The organism is Microcystis sp. CS-574, from assembly GCF_028329095.1.
GTDB classification, from domain to species: domain Bacteria; phylum Cyanobacteriota; class Cyanobacteriia; order Cyanobacteriales; family Microcystaceae; genus Microcystis; species Microcystis ichthyoblabe_A.
On the sequence record NZ_JAQMSY010000257.1, the window covers coordinates 25,023 to 42,584 of the forward strand.

9 protein-coding genes and 1 pseudogene are annotated in these 17,562 nt (G+C 46.2%); 6 read left to right on the plus strand and 4 right to left on the minus strand.

The window, feature by feature from the left end; all coding sequences use genetic code 11:
- Positions 1–134: 134 nt before the first annotated feature.
- Entirely contained in the window at positions 135–3,470 is a 3,336-nt protein-coding gene (locus PN470_RS21190; RefSeq protein ID WP_271935711.1) for a Swt1 family HEPN domain-containing protein, read from the plus strand.
- A 327-nt stretch (positions 3,471–3,797) separates the two neighbouring features.
- On the opposite strand, the gene PN470_RS21195 is transcribed toward PN470_RS21190, so the two are convergent.
- Both PN470_RS21195 and PN470_RS21200 read right to left on the minus strand, forming a co-directional pair.
- The gene (locus PN470_RS21195) at positions 3,798–4,364 is read right to left on the minus strand and encodes a hypothetical protein (protein WP_002733715.1); all 567 of its coding nucleotides are present in this window, start codon (positions 4,362–4,364) and stop codon (positions 3,798–3,800) included.
- Between the two features lie 460 nt (positions 4,365–4,824).
- Positions 4,825–6,366, minus strand: a complete 1,542-nt coding sequence (locus PN470_RS21200) for a hypothetical protein (protein ID WP_271935709.1) — start codon at positions 6,364–6,366, stop codon at positions 4,825–4,827.
- 467 nt (positions 6,367–6,833) lie between these two features.
- Here PN470_RS21200 and psaA point away from each other — a divergent pair, with 467 nt between their 5' ends.
- The 5 genes and pseudogenes from psaA to PN470_RS21225 form a co-directional block, all read left to right on the plus strand.
- A complete protein-coding gene (gene psaA / locus PN470_RS21205; protein ID WP_002734764.1) occupies positions 6,834–9,083 on the plus strand; it encodes a photosystem I core protein PsaA in 2,250 nt (749 codons plus the stop codon).
- 178 nt (positions 9,084–9,261) lie between these two features.
- Complete coding sequence (gene psaB, locus PN470_RS21210; protein WP_002732591.1) at positions 9,262–11,475, plus strand: photosystem I core protein PsaB; 2,214 nt, start codon at positions 9,262–9,264, stop codon at positions 11,473–11,475.
- A 54-nt stretch (positions 11,476–11,529) separates the two neighbouring features.
- A complete protein-coding gene (locus PN470_RS21215) occupies positions 11,530–12,021 on the plus strand; it encodes a DUF29 domain-containing protein (protein WP_272105044.1) in 492 nt (163 codons plus the stop codon).
- A gap of 77 nt (positions 12,022–12,098) precedes the next feature.
- Positions 12,099–14,381, plus strand: coding sequence for a dynamin family protein (locus tag PN470_RS21220; RefSeq protein ID WP_272105045.1), 2,283 nt, complete (start codon positions 12,099–12,101; stop codon positions 14,379–14,381).
- Positions 14,371–15,435 (plus strand): annotated as a pseudogene (locus PN470_RS21225) (dynamin family protein); the annotation flags it as partial. The gene PN470_RS21220 and the pseudogene PN470_RS21225, both read left to right, overlap by 11 nt.
- 110 nt (positions 15,436–15,545) lie before the next feature.
- On the opposite strand, the gene cofH reads toward PN470_RS21225, so the two are convergent.
- Together cofH and psb29 are read right to left on the minus strand one after the other, a co-directional pair.
- A complete protein-coding gene (gene cofH, locus PN470_RS21230) occupies positions 15,546–16,682 on the minus strand; it encodes a 7,8-didemethyl-8-hydroxy-5-deazariboflavin synthase subunit CofH (RefSeq protein WP_103113082.1) in 1,137 nt (378 codons plus the stop codon).
- Positions 16,683–16,819: 137 nt separating this feature from the next.
- A complete protein-coding gene (gene psb29 / locus PN470_RS21235) occupies positions 16,820–17,506 on the minus strand; it encodes a photosystem II biogenesis protein Psp29 (protein ID WP_180995430.1) in 687 nt (228 codons plus the stop codon).
- Positions 17,507–17,562: the final 56 nt, after the last annotated feature.

A 17,562-nucleotide genomic window follows, 5' to 3' on the forward strand; every position in this document is an offset into this window, starting at 1 on the left:
CTCCGTGCCTTTGTGGTAAATCCCCCTTCGTGACCTTTGTGCCTTTGTGGTTCCCCAAACTTTGTGACCTTTGTGCCTTTGTGGTTATCTCTCCCAAATTGAGGCATTATAAAAATAACTCCTCATCAAATCCCATGGCAATCAGCAATCGTGAACGAGTCGGACGCGCCCTAGATTTCCTCAGAGAGGGACTCTACCCCTTCATAGAACGAGAAATGAAAGCAAGCTACGGCCAGAAGTGGGTCGCCGTGGCCTTAAGTTGCCTCCCTGAGAACTACACGATCCGCAGGACAGGTGATGCCGTCCTCAAAGAAGACGTTTCGGCCCTGCTAATTGTCCTCTGGGAGCAGTGGAATGAAGTTTTTAAGAAAACCCTAGGCAGAAGCGATCGCTCTCTGGCCAGTGAACTAAGAGATGTCCGCAACGCCTGGGCCCATAACGATGCTTTCAGCCTCGACGATGCTTACCGGGCTTTTGATAGCATCTCTCGCCTACTGAGTTCGGTTTCCGCCGACACCCAAGAGGTGGAGAAGCAGAAGCAAGAAATCCTCAGACTTCGCTTTGAAGAACAGGCCCGGCGAGAGACAAGGCGCCAAGCGATCGCACCGACGGAGGGACAACCGATGTCGGGATTGAAACCCTGGCGGGAAATCGCCACCCCCCACCCCGATGTAGCCTCGGGCCGCTACCAGGAAGCCGAGTTCGCCGCCGACCTCTGGCAGGTGTATCTTGATCAAGGTTCGGATGAGTATCGCCTACCGAACGAATTTTTCGGGCGTACCTACCTCACCGAAGGACTCAAGCAACTCCTCACCAATGCCCTCATTCGCCTTACAGGAGCAGGAGGAGATCCGGTTATCGAACTCCAGACCAACTTCGGTGGTGGGAAGACCCACGCCATACTGGCGCTGTATCACCTCTTCTTCGGCGTGGAAACGAAAGACCTCCCCGGTATGGAGCCAGTCTTGCAAGCAGCAGCCGTCAACGAACCACCGAAAAACGTTAACACCGTCGTCATCGTCGGCAATAAGCTATCTCCAGGTAGGGTGGAAAAAAAACGAGATGGAGTCCGGGTTCATACCCTTTGGGGAGAGATTGCCTGGCAGTTGGGGGGTAAAGAAGGCTATGAGATGGTGCGAGAGGCTGATGAAACAGCCACCAACCCCGGAGATGTCCTCAAAGAACTTTTTAACCGCTATGCCCCTTGCTTGATTCTCATCGATGAGTGGGTTGCCTACGCCCGCCAGCTTCACGAACGGGCAGACTTGCCTGGAGGAAGTTTTGATACCCACTTTACCTTCGCGCAGACCTTGAGTGAATCAGCGAAGAATGCCGATCGCACCCTTTTAGTCGTGAGCATCCCCTCCTCTGACATCGAAATTGGCGGGGAGAGAGGCACAGAGTCCCTAGACCGCCTTAAAAATGCGATCGGGCGCATCCAATCCCCTTGGCGACCCGCTAGTGCCGAGGAGAGTTTCGAGATCGTCCGCCGCCGTCTCTTTCAGACCACTACTGACCCGCAACTATTTGTCGCACGGGATGCGGTTATCAAAGCCTTCTCCGAGATGTATCGCACCCAGGCCCAGGAGTTTCCTAGCGAATGCCGGGAGGCTGACTACGGGCGCCGCCTGCGGGAAGCCTATCCCATTCACCCGGAATTTTTTGATCGCCTCTACTCCGACTGGTCAACCCTCGATAAATTCCAACGCACCAGGGGCGTGCTGCGCCTGATGGCGAAAGTTATCCATTCCCTTTGGGAGCGGGACGATAAGAGCCTCCTGATCATGCCGGCCCACGTCCCGATGGATGATGCTCAGGTTCAATCAGAGTTAACCCGCTACTTAGATGATAATTGGGTTCCGATCATCGAAAAGGATGTGGATGGCCCCAATTCTCTGCCCCTCGACATCGATCGCCAAAATTCCAACCTGGGACGCTATTCTGCTTGCCGTCGGGTTACGCGCACTATTTACCTTGGCTCGGCCCCCACGATTCGGGCTGCTAACCGAGGACTAGAAGATAAGAGGATAAAACTCGGTTGCGTGCAGCCGGGGGAGACTGTAGCCACTTTTGGTGATGCCCTACGGCGGCTAACAGATCGGGCCACCTACCTCTACATCGATGGCAACCGTTACTGGATTTCTAACCAGCCCAACGTTACCCGCACCGCCCAAGATCGGGCAAACCTGCTCTTTGAGGAGCGGTATAAAGTGACAGAAGAAATCGTCCGGCGCTTGAAGGCCGACCAGCAGCGGGGAGAGTTTGGAGCGATTCATATTGCCCCAGAATCTACTGCTGATATTCCCGATGATCCTCATCTGGGGGTGCGGCTTGTAGTTCTCGGTCCTGGGCAACCCCACAGCAAATCCGCCGAAGATAGCCCCGCTCGGCGTTTAGTGGCGGAAATTCTCAATCAGAGAGGGGGTAGCCCCCGCTATTACAAGAATACGCTTGTATTTGTTGCCCCTGACAAGTCGAACTTGGAAAACTTAGAGAAGAACGTCGCCGGATATCTTGCCTGGAATTCAATTGTGGCGGATAAGGAAACCCTCAATCTCGATGTTTCTCAGAATAAACAGGCGATCACTAAGCGCGATCAAGCCGACAAGGAGGTAAGCCTGATCCTCAACCAAACCTATAAGTGGCTGCTGGTTCCAGAGCAACCCGATCCCCAGAAAGGCATCCACTGGACTGATACCAACGCTCAGGGGGACGATTCGCCTATCGATCGAGCCAGCCGCAAACTGGTTCATGAGGAGCAACTGATTACCCATTACTCTGGTGACAACCTGCGGAGGGAAGCCCTCGACAAATACCTGTGGCGTTCAACTAACCACATCGATCTGAAACGTCTGTGGGAGTACCTAGCGCAGTATCTTTACTTGCCCCGTCTCAAGAACCCGGATGTTCTACTTCAGGCTGTGCGGGAGGGGGTTCGTTCTACGCTCGTAGAGGAAAACTTCGGTTATGCAGAGGGCTGGGATGAGGCGAAGCAAAGATATACTGGTCTTGTCATCCTTCGGGATATTAACCCGAGTATCAGCAGTCACATCCTTCTGGTTAAGCCTGATGTAGCCATGGGGCAGCTAGAGGCCGAGAAACCAGCTAACCCCCCGACCACTGCCGAGACTGATTCCGTTATCTCTAGTGACCCCGATAGGCCGCTATACTTAACCTCTGGTGTTAGATTAACTGCGAAAGAGTCCCCCGATGATCTGGTTGAGAAAAAGCCGGTTCTGCGGAGGTTTTACGGCATTGTCTCGATCGATCCCCTGCGGATCAATCGAGACGCTCCAGCGATCACTAACGAGGTAATCCAGCATCTCACCCGACTCAGTGGGGCCAGGGTTAAGGTAACACTGGAGATCGAGGCCGAAATTCCCGATGGTGCGCCCGATGATGTGGTGCGGACGGTGACGGAGAATTGTCGGACTTTGAAATTTAATAATCAGTCTTTTGAACTGGAGTGAATATCGGGAAATTTCCCTATCTGGATTCGGTCATGGCTCTCTTAATTCTTTGCGTGATCTCGCGTAGCGAGCGCGTTGCGACCAGTTTAACTTACTATAGAAGCGATCAATCTTTGTGTCCTCTGTGTCTGGAGTGGTTCCTTCCACTCCCTCGCCAGCAGGACTGTATCTTAGAATACATTTTACCCACCAAACCTAAGAGAGCAATAATAATCCCCCTTTTATCTGAAAAAGAGGGATTTATTTAGTCCAAATTGGTTAGATTGTGAGGAAAGTTTTCACCCTTCTCAGTCTCAAGACAAGAGATTTTCTGCTGATGTCTTCCCACTACCAAAGTCCGCGGATAGGAGATACACTAGGCTCGGGAGCAGGTTGGGGAGCAACTTCAGTAAAGGTTCTGGTTTCCGGGGGTAAAGCGGGAAGTCCCCAAGCGGGTTGTTTTTCGTTGATTTCTCTTAAAAGTTGCGAGCGAGTGCTACTGACGGCGATTTCTGATTTTAGTTTCAAGCGGGAAACCCAATAGGGACGAGCTTTACCCACATAAACTAATTTGCCATCTACCACTTGCAAAATCACGTCATCACCACCAGTGGCATCCCCAACAATACGAGCGGTGGTTCCGTCGGCAAAGTCACCACTGAAAATTTCTTTGCCATCCACTGTTACAGGTCTGATCAATTGGATGGACATAATGCCACCCACGGTTCCCCGGACGCGACCTAGTACATAGTCACCGGGGTTGAGTTGTGGCTCACCTCTGTAGGTGTTATGGCCGCGCAGTTGACTGATCAGGATTTCGTTATTTTGTGGTCCTGCTTGTACGGGTACAGCACCAACGGTAGTTAGGGCAACTAAACCGGCAAAACCAGCGACAAGGGAAATTTTGTTAAACACAATTACCTCAAGCAAAAAGTTAGTAAATTGTCTATAGACGTTTTAGATTATAACCTAGTTCCCAATTTTGTCTATATTGCGAAATATTAGTTTAATAATTTCTCGATCAAGCGGTTGGAGGTTTCAGTTATCAGTTATCAGATTGCAGTTTTAAGCAGACAGTGTTGGGTGAAAACTTCGGTGTCTTCTGGACATCAGGTGAAAAATGTTCACTATGTCACATAATGGGCGCAAGCAGTTCGATAAACTCACTGACCACCTTGCGCCCCTACAGCCGGCACGATGTTAATGGTAGGGACATAAGGCTTATGCCGTTTTTTCGATAAGATAAGCTTATCACTTTAACTCCAATATAACCAAACTTGGGAGCTTTCTTTTCACTGATTACTGATTACTGTTTACTGCTCACTGAAAAACCCCCACCCCCCCACTTCCCCTGAAAACTGGATTAAGCTAGGCTCTAAGACCGCTCGACATTGCTGAATAATTCAGGATCGAGGGTGGGTAGTTCGATATCTTTTTCTGCTGGGGAAGAGGCCAACTGGAAGCGGTTTAAGGTTTGTTGAACGCGATCAAAAATGGTGATTTTTTGCTCGCTATTGTTCTGGGGTTCGGGAATAGGTTCCACTTCTAGCGGAGGCTGAATCCCAGAGGCCGGTTCGTTAATCTCCTTTGTCTCTGGTATGGTGGTTAGGGGAGATTCGATCGCTTCAGGGGTTTCCTCTACCTTTTCGATTGTTTCTGTCTCTACTGGTTTTTCTTCCACGATTGGGCTTTCTGGCTCAATAACAGGGTTTTCTTCCACGATTGGGCTTTCTGGCTCAATAACGGGTTTTTCCTGCTCAATAACAGGGTTTTCCTCAACTACGGGGCTTTCCTCAACTACAGGGCTTTCTGGCTCAATAACGGGTGTTTCTTCCTCAATAACAGGGTTTTCCTCAACTATGGGAGTTTTTTCCTCCTCAATAACAGGGGTTTCTGGTTCGATAACAGGGGTTTCTTCCTCTGGACTGGGAATGGTTTTATAGTTGGGATCAACAATGCTACGGGCAATTATAGGGGATAAATCGCCGCGGACTAATTGACTAAGACCGTCTTGGTAAGAGGGATCAAAACTAATCACGCGCACGCTGGTATTAAACTCGTTTTCGATTTTATTTCCCTTACCATCGATGAATTCTAGTTGTACCCAGTTATTGCCCTTGGCAAAACCCTTGAGATAGATTGGTTCCCAAGTATCAAGCAGAAAACTTTCACCGTTGACAGTGACACGAATGCGCCAATCTTGAAGATTATTATCTTCGTTGGCAGTATTGGACAGACGTAGAGGAGCATTACTCAGATAAAAATCGAGCAGGATCGGTTCCGCACCGTAGATTCCTTGCGGACTACTGTAGGTTAACAGGGGTAAGTTATGATCAGGGGCATTTTTGCCTGTTTTTGTCAGAATATGAAAGGTTGTTTCAGCAAATGCCCCATCATTTTTAAAACTTTCCTGCCAAGGACGCAGGGCCAAGACGCGCAGGGTATGAGTACCTGGGGCAAGATTTTCTAGGATAATCGGTTGCTTGAGGTCGTAAATAGCTGCTGCTGGTTCATTATCGACAATTAGACTCAAGTGGGGTCCTAATTTCAGGGTATCGTCTTGGAAAATTGGCAGATCTGACACTTGTAGTTTAACTATCACCTGGGTGTCATCGAAAACCTGTTCGGCCAGAGGGCTGAGAATCGTTACTTGGGGGGCGTAACGCTCTAAACTGGGGCGCAGTTCCTGAATTAGGGCCGGGGGAGCAACCTCAGAAATGCGGCCTTGGACGACGGGAAGATTAGAGGTTTCGGAAGTGGGGAGATTGGTGGTTGTCAAGCGATCGCCACAGGCGGTTAACAGAATGGTCAGTAAACCGATCACAAGACATATACGAAGGGTTTTGACTGGGATTAATTTATGTAGTAGGGATAGCACGTTCCTCCTAGAGCCAAGGCCAAAATCTATACAAACCATTGATTTTTGCTAGAGTCATTGAATGCTCTGGTGTCAGCAAAAGCGCGAGAAGATCAGGTTATGGCCTCAATTTTACAGAATTGTTTGATTGTTTTTTGAGAATCTATCTATTGAATTTTCTATATGGTCTGGTGAGGGAGAAAAAGGTGAAATCGGCTTCTGGGGCGACAATTAATAAACTTTTGTAAAGAAAAATTACCGGTCTGACCCTGACTAAGACCGTCCATAGCAGAAAATGTCTCTCCTATCAAGGATTGAGAGAATTTTAATTATTGTTAAGCACAACGAACAGAGGAGAGAACAAAGACTTATCATCTACTATTGATGCTTTCGACTGGAATCTCACCCAAGAGGAAAGTCAAGCGACATTAACAAAAGGTGGGTCAGATTTCAACTTGCCTTTTTTAGGTTAAAAAATCTATCCTCAAATAAAACGCTAAGTCTATTGTCGAGAGAGGAGAATCCTCATGGCACTCCCCCCCAAAGAGGCGGTAGCTAAAGTGATTGTAGATAAAGACCCAGTACCTACTTCCTTTGAGAAGTGGGGTCAACCGGGGCATTTTGATCGCACTTTAGCCAAAGGACCCAAAACCACTACCTGGATTTGGAACCTACACGCCAACGTCCACGATTTTGATAGTCAAACCAGCGATCTAGAAGATATTTCTCGGAAAATCTTCAGCGCCCACTTCGGACATCTCGCCGTTGTCTTCGTTTGGCTAAGTGGAATGTACTTCCACGGCGCGAAATTTTCTAACTATGAAGCTTGGTTAACCAACCCGCTCGCCATCAAACCCAGCGCCCAAGTGGTCTGGCCGATCGTCGGTCAAGGCATCCTCAACGGCGATGTGGGCGGCGGTTTCCACGGTATTCAGATCACCTCTGGTCTGTTCTACCTCTGGCGCGCCTCCGGGTTCACCAACAGCTATCAGCTATACTGCACCGCTATCGGTGGTTTAGTGATGGCGGGCCTGATGCTGTTTGCTGGTTGGTTCCATTACCACAAAAGCGCACCGAAACTGGAATGGTTCCAAAACGTGGAATCGATGATGAACCACCACTTGGCGGGTTTACTCGGCTTAGGTTCCCTAGGTTGGGCTGGTCATCAGATTCACGTTTCTTTACCGGTGAACAAACTCCTCGATGCGGGAGTCGCTCCCCAAGACATCCCCTTGCCCCACGAGTTCATTCTCGAACCGAGCAAGATGGCGGATTTATATCCCAGTTTCGCCCAGGGTTTGACCCCCTTCTTTACCCTTAACTGGGGTGCTTACTCGGATTTCCTCACCTTCAAAGGTGGCTTGAACCCCGTGACCGGTGGTCTCTGGCTTTCCGATACCGCTCACCATCACTTGGCGATCGCTGTATTGTTCATCATTGCTGGTCATATGTACCGTACCAACTGGGGTATCGGTCACAGCATGAAGGAAATCCTCGAAAACCACAAAGGTCCCTTCACCGGTCAAGGTCACAAAGGACTGTACGAAATCCTGACCACCTCTTGGCACGCCCAGTTAGCGATTAACCTGGCTCTCTTAGGTTCGCTAACCATCATCGTGGCCCACCATATGTACGCCATGCCGCCCTATCCCTATCAGGCGACTGACTACGCCACCCAACTATCCTTGTTCACTCACCACACTTGGATCGGTGGCTTCTTAATCGTCGGTGCGGGAGCGCACGGAGCGATCTTCATGGTGCGCGACTACGATCCAGCCAAAAACGTGGATAACCTGCTCGATCGGGTGATCCGTCATCGCGACGCAATTATCTCCCACCTGAACTGGGTATGTATTTTCCTCGGCTTCCATAGCTTCGGTTTATACATTCACAACGACACCATGCGGGCTTTTGGTCGTCCCCAAGATATGTTCTCGGATACGGGAATTCAACTACAACCCATCTTTGCCCAATGGGTACAAAGTCTCCACACCCTAGCCCCCGGCAACACCGCTCCTAACGCTCTCACTACCGCTAGTTATGCTTTCGGTGGCGACGTGGTAGCAGTGGGTGGCAAAGTGGCCATGATGCCGATCACTCTCGGTACTGCCGATTTCCTCGTGCATCACATCCACGCCTTCACCATCCATGTCACCGTGTTGATTCTCCTCAAAGGGGTTCTCTACGCTCGTGGTTCCCGTCTGATTCCCGATAAAGCGAATCTCGGTTTCCGTTTCCCCTGCGATGGTCCCGGTCGCGGCGGTACCTGCCAAGTTTCGGGTTGGGATCACGTCTTCCTCGGCCTGTTCTGGATGTACAACTCCATCTCGGTCGTAATCTTCCACTTTAGCTGGAAAATGCAGTCCGATGTCTGGGGAACCGTCGCCCCCGATGGCACTGTCACCCACGTTACCCTCGGTAACTTCGCCCAAAGTGCCATCACCATCAACGGTTGGTTACGGGATTTCCTCTGGGCGCAAGCGGCGCAAGTCATTAATTCCTATGGCTCCGCCCTGTCTGCCTACGGAATCATGTTCCTAGCCGGTCACTTCGTCTTCGCGTTTAGCTTGATGTTCCTGTTCAGTGGTCGCGGCTACTGGCAAGAATTAATCGAGTCGATCGTCTGGGCGCACAACAAGTTAAGAGTTGCCCCCGCTATCCAACCTCGCGCCCTGAGCATCATTCAAGGTCGTGCCGTTGGTGTGGCTCACTACCTCTTAGGCGGTATTGTCACCACTTGGGCATTCTTCTTGGCCAGAAGTCTCTCGATTGGCTAAACTTGCCTATAAGGGCTTGCCAGTCCCCCGGGGATTGGCAAGACTAGGCTGAACCAGCGTCGATTGACCGATACCTCTGTAAGCGTTTCCTATTACAGTGGGTGAATTGAAAAAAGGAAATAACCAGCACTCGTGTAAGAGCCTCAGTTATTTAGAGAGGAGAATTTCCTAAACAGCTATGGCAACTAAATTCCCTAAATTTAGCCAAGATCTAGCCCAAGATCCGACCACCCGTCGGATTTGGTACGGGATCGCCACAGCCCACGATTTTGAAAGTCATGATGGCATGACGGAAGAGAATCTCTACCAAAAGATTTTCGCGTCGCACTTCGGCCACATTGCAATCATTTTCCTGTGGACTTCCGGCACTATATTCCACGTCGCTTGGCAAGGTAACTTCGAGCAGTGGATCAAAGATCCCTTAAATATCCGTCCCATCGCCCACGCGATTTGGGATCCCCAGTTCGGTAAAGGCGCTGTAGATGCCTTCACCCAAGCTGGCGCTTCTAACCCTGTTAACATCGCCTATTCCGGGGTTTACCACTGGTTCTACACCATCGGTATGACCTCCAACCAAGACCTATACCAAGGTGCGGTGTTCCTGCTGATTCTCTCGGCGATTTTCCTCTTTGCTGGCTGGTTACACTTACAACCTAAGTTCCGTCCTAGCCTCGCTTGGTTCAAAAACGCTGAATCTCGCCTGAACCACCACCTCGCCGCTCTGTTCGGTGTTAGCTCTCTGGCTTGGACCGGACACCTCGTTCACGTTGCTATCCCCGAATCCCGCGGTCAGCACGTTGGTTGGGACAACTTCCTCTCCACTCCCCCCCACCCGGCGGGTTTACTACCCTTCTTCACCGGTGACTGGAGTGTGTATGCGGAAAACCCCGATACTGCTAACCACATTTTCGGTACTGCCCAAGGCGCGGGAACTGCGATCCTCACCTTCTTAGGTGGTTTCCATCCCCAAACCGAGTCCCTCTGGTTAACCGATATGGCTCATCACCACTTGGCGATCGCTGTGATCTTCATTGTGGCTGGTCATATGTACCGCACCAACTGGGGCATCGGTCACAGCATCAAGGACATCCTCAATGCACACAGACCCCCCAGTGGTAAGTTAGGAGCCGGTCACAAAAATCTTTATGACACGGTTAACAACTCTCTCCACTTCCAACTCGGTTTGGCTCTCGCTTCTTTAGGCGTGATCACCTCTCTGGTGGCGCAGCATATGTACGCGCTACCCCCTTATGCCTTTATCGCTAAGGACTACACCACCCAAGCGGCTCTTTATACGCACCACCAATACATCGCTGGTTTCCTAGCGGTGGGTGCTTTCGCTCACGGTGCTATCTTCTTCGTGCGTGACTATGATCCCGAAGCGAACAAAGATAACGTGCTGGCGCGGATGCTGGAGCATAAAGAAGCGATCATCTCTCACCTAAGCTGGGTTTCCCTTTTCTTAGGTTTCCACACCCTCGGCCTCTACGTTCATAACGATGTGGTCGTCGCTTTCGGTACTCCCGAAAAACAAATCCTGATCGAACCTGTGTTTGCTCAATTCGTGCAAGCAGCTTCGGGTAAAACCCTGTACGGCATGAACGTACTGTTGTCTAACCCCGATAGTATCGCTTACACCGCCTATCCCAACTACGGTGATGTTTGGTTACCCGGTTGGTTAGACGCAATCAATAGCGGCACTAACTCCTTATTCTTAACCATCGGTCCTGGCGACTTCCTCGTTCACCATGCGATCGCTCTTGGTTTACACACCACCGTTCTAATCCTGGTTAAAGGTGCTTTAGACGCTCGTGGTTCCAAATTAATGCCCGATAAAAAAGACTTCGGGTATTCCTTCCCTTGCGACGGTCCTGGCCGTGGCGGTACTTGCGACATCTCTGCTTGGGATTCCTTCTACCTAGCCATGTTCTGGATGTTGAACACCTTGGGTTGGTTAACCTTCTACTGGCACTGGAAACACCTCGGTGTCTGGTCGGGTAACGTGGCTCAGTTTAACGAAAACTCCACCTACCTGATGGGCTGGTTCCGCGATTACCTCTGGGCTAACTCGGCTCAGTTAATCAACGGTTACAACCCCTACGGTGTTAATAACCTTTCTGTCTGGGCCTGGATGTTCCTCTTTGGACACCTCGTTTGGGCAACCGGTTTCATGTTCCTGATCTCTTGGCGTGGTTACTGGCAAGAGTTGATCGAAACTATCGTTTGGGCCCACGAACGCACTCCTCTGGCGAACCTCGTTCGTTGGAAAGACAAACCCGTGGCTCTCTCGATCGTTCAGGCTCGTTTGGTTGGTTTAGCTCACTTCACCGTTGGCTATATCTTCACCTACGCCGCCTTCTTGATCGCTTCCACTGCTGGCAAGTTCGGCTAAACCTTGAATTAGGTGACTAAAAAACCCCCCGCCCATTGGTGGGGGGTTTTGTTTATGATTGATCATAAAAGCGCGGCTCAATCTCAAAAATCTATGCAGTGGGAAGAATTAAAACAACTTTATGATCAGGACTTTGTTTTGTGGATTGAGCGAACCACCGAACAAATTCGACGCGGGGAGATTAAAAATTTAGATTGGGAACATCTTTTAACGGAGATAGAAGATTTGGGGCGAGAACAAAGAAACAAAGTGGAAAGCTATCTAATTCAAACCGTTAAACATTTATTAATGTATCAGTATTGGCTGACTGAAAAAGGTAATTGTGGCTGGGGATGGGCCGATGAAATCGATAATTTCCGTCTAGAACTAGAAATTTTATTCCAGTCAAAAACCCTCTACAATTATGGGGATTCTAGGCTAGATATAATTTATGATAAAGCCAAGCGATCGGTGATCAAAAAAACTGGTTTATCTGTTGATACGTTTCCGCAAGTTTGTCCTTATACCTTTGCAGAAATTATAGATTTTGATTTTTTACCAGTTTAGAATAGGAGAATTAAAGGCAAGAAAGAAAATTATCGTTATAATGAAGTTGTGGCTTATTCTGTCAACGATAGAGTATTATGGGTCAAAAATCTTACGAAGTTTTCCAAGCAGTGGAAAATAAAGCTAACCTTCTAGCGGGTTATTGGGGTGACTTCAAAACGGAGATTATTCAGCATTTGCCTGAATCCTATCATGGTGAAATCCACGAACTTTCTAGTAATCTAGAGAAAGCTTTAGAAGTTTTAATCAATGAATTGCGCCATCCTACCCTGATTTTAGCGACGACTGGCACGACGAGCAGTGGGAAGAGTACCCTAGTTAATTTCCTCTGTGGTGCTGATATTGTGCCGATGGCACAGCGAGAAATGAGTGCAGGAACAGTTACCATTGAGTATAGCGAAGAAAAGACTTTAATTATTGAAAAAACACCGGGGGCGTTGTGGGAATGCGGGAAATGGGAAAAGATTAGCGACGAAGATATTTATAGTCGCTTAAAACAGTTAATGAAGGCTTATATTAAAGCCAGAAAAAAACAACCTGATTTAGCTTATCCTCGATCTATTATTTATTATCCTTTTAGACTGGTTAAAGATGAAAGTTTCTTAGAATTGCCTAAAGGGGTTAGAGTTAAATTATTAGATTTACCCGGGTTATCTTATGTAGGAGATGAGGGAAATATTGGGATTATCAAACAATGTCGTGAAGCTTTATGTTTAGTAACATATAACAGCGCAGAAACAGACCCTTATAAAGTTGATAATCTGTTATCAGAAGTTGTTGATCAAGTTAAAGATTTAGGCGGCTCTCCTGCACGAATGCTATTTATTTTAAATCGGATTGATATATTCAGATCAGATGATGATTGGCAAGAAAGTGAAAGTGAGTTTGTTGAAGAAACGACTGAAAACATTAAGGAAAAACTGATCGAGAATTTAAGAGAATATACAAAAGATATTGAAAATTTGAGAATTGTAAAACTGAGTACATGGCCAGCTTTATTGGCTTTACAAATTCAGGATAATAAGAAATTGCTTCAGGATCTGTTAGAGGAATTACCTACAAGAGAGGAAAATTGGTCAGAGCATGATCAAACTAGACTTGAGAAAGTATTAAAACCCTATGAGCAAGCCATAGATAACTTTCAAGTTTTAATTAAGGAAATCATGAAGCGAGGAAACTTAAGTCTTGATGCTAAACAATGGACTATCTCTCAACAAGAACAAATTGCCAAAGAGTTATTCAAACAATCCTATGCAGAAGAATTTGAAAAGAAACTAAGCAAGCACATAGCAGAACATTTTCCTAAATTAGTTATTCCCCAAGCTATAGAAAAATTTAATGTAGCGGCGGGAAATAGTATTGCACAATGGGCAGTACAAACTACTACGGCAATTCTTAACAGTTCGGAAGAAAATTATCAGCAAGAATCTGAATTGTTATCACAAACAAAAGAAAATCTTGATTCTTTTCTCCAAGCTAGTAATGCCAAATTAAGACAGCCCCTAGCCGTTTTTGAAAAATTAGATATTGATACCAAAACAGCCGATAATTTAGTAGCTAGTTTAAGAGAGGCTATCAATGAACTTCAATTTACTCCCCCTTATGACCAAATTCAAGAGAAATTAGTTCCCTTAGTTGAGTGGAGAGAGGCACTAAAGACTGTTATTAGAAACGTCTTAGAAGCAGTAGTTAAATCTTTAGATAATGGCAGAGTTGATTTGGACAATATCAACTTTAAAAAGGCCAATGTTAATCAGGTTAATATGCTAAAAAACAACTTGGATATCCTGATTCAATTGGGCTATACAGGTTCAGATGCAAGAAATGGTTTATTAATCACAGAAAAAAGGGATAAAGAGAAATTAAGTCTTCAAATAATTAAAAAAGAGTTAAATAATTTATCAATTAATCTAACTATCATATTATCGCAAATATTAAAGAGAGTGTCTGCTCAGGAGATTAACAGAATAGAGGAATCTGTATCTGAATTGTTTAGATTTCATATTAAACATATAGAAAAGGGTGCTGAAGAAAAAGCACCAAATTTTGTTATAAAATTTCCACAATCTGAACTTAATACATTTACTAGAAAACTGGAATTTGATTTTAATTTGGAGTCTGATATTGAAATCAGTTCTGGTACTTACAGAAGTTTTAAACACTGGCTATGGATGAAAAAAAAGGAAAGCATGATTGCAGAAATTCCAAGCACTGAAACTCTTTTACAGAATTGGATTCATCAATTCCAGCAACAGGGCGAACCTGAAATGTTATGTTCAATGTTTGAATGGCTATTAGAACAGATTGATAATTTAAAAAAAAATGTAGATCATAAAACCCATGACATTATGGTGGCATAGAAAATGGGAACAGATAAAAGCTGATTTACAAAACTTTTATGAAACATCTGCCATTAACAAACCCTTAGAAAAAGTTAATAACGAATCTTCTAGTAGTATCGAAAAGTTTAAAGAACGCTATGGGCAACTGTTAGCCAGTGAAATGGCAAAATTAAGACAAGAAACTTTAAGAAAAAAAGAAATTATTTTTGATGCAAATTCTTTTCCAGACTTCGACAAGGCAAAAGCTAATTATGCTTGGCGGGATAACTTGTATGGGGATGTTAGAAAATTTTTGGATGCCCTTGCTCGACAATTAGCGGCAGAATTAAAAGATGAAGCTTTAAAATTAGTCGATTATATGTCCTCCTTATTATGGGGAAGTTCTCAAGTAAAAGAACGATTAATTTGTTATTCAGAACAGGAGTTTTTAACTCGCTTAGAAAATAGCTTATCAGTGTTATTTTTAAGATTTGCTCGTCCCGTTGCTGAAGCATTAATTCGCGGTCCTGTTAACAGTGATACCCGCAGCCAAATTGTCAAATCCTTAGGGGCTGATGTGGAACTGATTGATAACTATTATCAAGGAGATGAACCTGCTTTTAGAGTCTTAAAAAAATACGTTAAGTATGGTTCTGATTTACTCTTTGATCCTAATCTTCGTCAACAGGTGTTAGGTGTAACAGAAATTGCCAAAAACGTTATCGGAATGACGGTAGATACAGTTGGGGTTAATTGGATCGATTTAGCCGACCAATTAACCCCACCCAGAGAGGTTGTTACCTTTGAAGTAACTAATGATATTAACGCTTTTGAAGAATATCTACGCCATGGTATTTTTGAAGCCGCAGGATTTGAGTCCTACTGTATTCAAGAATTAAGAGGATTAGTGGATATTTTTCGAGAAAAAGAAGGAACATGGGCAGGTGTCGCCCAAAACGAATGGTATAAGGAGAATCCTCAGCTTGTAGCAGAATTACCCGCTAATTTGAAATCTCAAGAATTTAATTTAGAAGTTAGTGAACGACTGAGACAATTGGCAATTGCCTTGAAAAGAAATAGTTCCTCTCAATAACGTCAGTTCGGGTTAGGGGAATTTTCTCAGGACTCGGACGGGAGAAGGAAAGTTTTAACCCGGGACAGGATCAAGCTTTCAGCTAATCCAGGATTCGGGTTAAATAGACTCTAATAGATTGTATCCCGTTGACGGGCGGGGCGATCGAGGGATTTAATCGCCGTTTCTAACTCCTCGACGGTCAAACAGGTACCGCCCAGGGCCCCGGCCATAGTGGTAATATGTTCTTCCATGAGAGTACCACCGAGATCGTTGCAACCCCAGTTTAAGGCTTCTGTCGCCCCCTGTAAGCCCAATTTTACCCAACTGGGTTGATGATTTTTAATGCTATTGCCCAGATAAATCCGCGCCACTGCTGTTAATTTTAATGTATCGGCTAAAATTGGTTGATCCCGTCCGACTCGATTTCTCAGGGGTTTGGGGGCCGATTGTCCCACAAAAGGCAATAAAATAAATTCGGTGATTTTAGCCGGATAATTATTTGCTAGGGCGATTTCTTGCTGTTTTCTAATTTTTTCAAGGTGCTGCAACTGTTGACTAGGGGTTTCAATATGACCGCAGAGCATGGTACTGGTGGTATGTAACCCCAAGCGATGGGCAATACCGACTATTTCTAACCAAGTGGCGGCATCGATTTTTTCTGGACAAATTACCCGTCTTACCTCATCGACTAACACCTCGGCAGCCGTCCCCGGTAGAGAATTCACTCCTGCTTCTTGCAGGGAAGCGATAACTTTTTCGTAACTTAAACCGTCTTCCCTAGCGATAAATTGGACTTCTTGAGGCGAAAAAGCGTGTAAATGCAGGTTGGGAAAGGCTTGTTTCAGGTTTTTAACAATTTCGAGGTAATAGTCTAAGGAATTGCCCTTAATCTTGGCTTTTGGGTTTAATCCTCCCTGCATACAAATTTCCGTCGCCCCACGATGGACAGCATCCGCCGCTTTAGCGATAATTTCCTCTAAATTAAGCCAGAAGGCCCCTTCTTCATTTTCATCGCGTCTGAATGCACAAAAACTGCAATGCTGCTCACAAATGTTACTAAAATTAATGTTGCGATTGATCACGTAGGTGACGGTATCTCCCACCTGTTGACGACGCAAAAAGTCGGCCGTTTCCCGAATCCGGGCAATTAAACGGTTATCGGTAGTTTCTAGCAAGATAATCGCTTCTTTTGCCGATAAATTTGCCCCTGACCGCGCTTTTGCCAAAATATCGGTTACGGGTGCGGTGATGGAGGAGTTAGTCACGGGAAATAAATATTGAGGGTTGCCGATCCTAATTGTAGAACGAGGTCAGAAGGAACAGTAAAGAAAGAGAGCCGATTTAATCCTTTTTCTGTTCCCTATTCCCTTGTCTGCACGCGGTAATTTCCGGTTGAGAGCCTTTATTGCAGGGTGGTTTGTTTTTCCTGTTCTTTTTGTTGACGTTTTTTCTTTTCCGCTTCTAGAGCATCTTCGATAACCTTGAGCAGCTGATCCATTTTATCGAGATTACCGCGATAAACATCGAGGTCTTTTTGCAGTTTTTCGCTGGAGAGATGCAGAATTTCTGAGAATTTTTGCAAAATTGGTTCGCGTTTTTCTTTTTCCTTGATTATGTCTGGTTGTGCTTCGGCTAAAATAGTATAAAGACCGATGGCAAACAGGCGACTATACTTAAACTTGGGCGCATTAATCACCGAAACTAAACTATCAGACAACTGATTGTTACCACCTAGGGCAGGGTTTTGCAGTTGGGAAAGCAAGGAATCAATATTAGTTTCTTTGGCAATAGCGATCATATTTTCGGCATCATGACGATAGACTTCGGGATTACCGTTAACCGCTTGGCACAAAGCATTAAAAATATTCGGTTTATCTTCCCCCGGACGATAGCCTTCCATGAACTTCTCGAAAGAAGTAACCACACCAAGGGCATAAATTGGATCATAATGGAAATCTACATTAACAGAGAGCAGGTGCATCTCGACTAATAATTCCTCAACCACGCGCCGATACACCGAATTGATGGGGCGGGTGTGGCGAGTATAAAAATCACGCTTACTATCGGAAACAGTACGAATTTTGTCCACAGAACCAAACTTCATAAAAATTTAACACTGCTCTCATTTTCCCCCTTCTCGTTCCC